Origin of the sequence: Bifidobacterium sp., from assembly GCF_050874245.1 — a bacterium.
Taxonomy (GTDB): domain Bacteria; phylum Actinomycetota; class Actinomycetes; order Actinomycetales; family Bifidobacteriaceae; genus Bifidobacterium.
The window spans coordinates 1-1887 of record NZ_JBNMKH010000165.1; the positions used below are offsets into that span (position 1 = coordinate 1).

2 protein-coding genes are annotated in these 1887 nt (G+C 61.4%); both read right to left on the bottom strand.

Annotated features, from left to right (window positions below):
* Positions 1–866, bottom strand: an 866-nt coding sequence (htpX, locus tag ACR0P8_RS09520; protein WP_432624825.1) for a zinc metalloprotease HtpX, incomplete at its 3' end; no start/stop codon positions are given.
* 152 nt (positions 867–1018) lie between these two features.
* Positions 1019–1887 (bottom strand): serine hydrolase (locus ACR0P8_RS09525; protein ID WP_432624826.1); only part of this gene is annotated, 869 nt, incomplete at its 5' end.

Below are 1887 nucleotides of genomic sequence, written 5' to 3' on the forward strand. Positions count from 1 at the left end.
ATGCGGTCCTGAATCGGCGGATGCGTGGAAAACAGGCGCGAGAAGCCCTCCGCGGAGAACGGACTGGCGATCATCATCGCAGCCACCGACTGCGTGCCGGCGGTCTTCTCCATCGGCATCGCGGCTGCGCCGCCGGAAATCTTGCTCAACGCGGAAGCGAGCGCTTCCGGATCCTCCGTCAACTTGGAACCGTCTTCGTCGGCGTCGTATTCGCGTGTGCGGGAGATTGCCATCTGTATCAGCGACGCTGCGATCGGCGCCAGACTCGCGCTCAGCAGCACACCCAACAATCCCAAGCCGCCGGACGCCGAATCGTCGCGGTCGTCACGCGAACGGCCGCCGCCGAAATACATGAGCGAGTAGCCGAGGTACGAGATGACGGTGGCCATGGCGGAGGCGATTGCGGACGTCAGAATGTCGTGGTTGTAGACGTGCATGAGTTCGTGTCCGAGCACGCCGCGAATCTCACGTTCGTTAAGCGTCTGTAGGATGCCTTGCGTGCAGCAGACCGCCGCGTGTCGTTCGTTGCGCCCCGTCGCGAACGCGTTGGGGCTCATGGTGGGGGCGATGTAGATGCGCGGCATCGGCTTGCCTGCCTTCGCCGATAGCTCGCGGACGATCTTGTATAGTACGGGGGCTTCCTGCTCGCTCACCTGTCGAGCGTGCATGCTGGCGATCGCCAGTTTGTCGGAAAACCAGTAGGAGACGAACGTGGAGCCCAGGCCGATGAGAATGTAGTAGCCGAGCGTGCTTTGACTGGCGCCGGTCGCCCACCAGATGAGCATGATGACGCCCCACATCAACGCGAACAAAAGCGTCGTTTTCAAGCCATTGCAATGGCCGTGCACCTGCAATTTGCCGTTCATGGCCACCAGCCTAGGAATTCAGGCTGGGATTTTGCTGTATACAAGCTGAAGGGCGGATTTGCAACATCTAGAAACATGCCACGCAACGACGCTACAGCATCGGCCATAGACCTATCTGCGGCACGGCGAGAGTCACCCCAACTTGAAACGTATTACCCTCGCATATCCCCCGAATGCACTGCGTCGAGCGTGCCGATCAGGCTGGTCAGCAAATCGTTGCGGCCGCACGCGTTCGTCAGCACCGCCAGCACGTACGTGCCCGACTGCGACATCACCAGTCCGGCATCGTTCAGCGCGTACAAATCGCCTTCGCCGTTGATCCATCCGGCCTTCGTGTACACGGTGTCCGCATCGCCAAGGGCCGCGTGGATGCAGGAGTTCAGCGAATTCGTCATGTCTCCGGACAGCCATTGCAGCGATTCGGGCGTGATGTTCTGCACCCCCGCCGTTTGCCCGGCGAACAGGAAACCGTATCCGGCGGTCCACAGTTTGGCCATGTCGCGCGCGGAGGTGAACAGGTACCCGCCGCGATCACCCATTCTGGAAGCCGCGCCTGCCTGTTCGGCCCACGTGTTGAAGCAGTCGAGGCCATACGTTTTGTACAGCCAGTCGTAAGACGCGTTGTCGGAATTGCGCAGGACGGCGTCGACCTTTTGGTGGACGGTGGCGGACTGCGCGTCAGCGGATTGGGCCACGCTGTTCAGGTCGACGGTGCCCGTTGAGAACAGCGATATCAGGTATGGCGCCTCCGCCGACGAGGCCGAATAGATCTGTGCATCGGCGTTGTATGCGATCGTGCGGCCGGTCGTGATGTCGGCGAGCACGAATGATGCGGTATATCCGTCGGCTTCGAAAGTGGCGATTTGAGACTGCACGGCGGCCTGCGAATCGGCGCTTAGCGTGAAGCCCTGCGTTGTGATCGTGGCGCTGCCCTCGACTGCGGAAATGCCGTCCAGCGCGACCTGCGTCGGCGACGAGACGGCTTGTGTCTGCGATTGCGGCGCGCTGTTTTGCTTAAGCG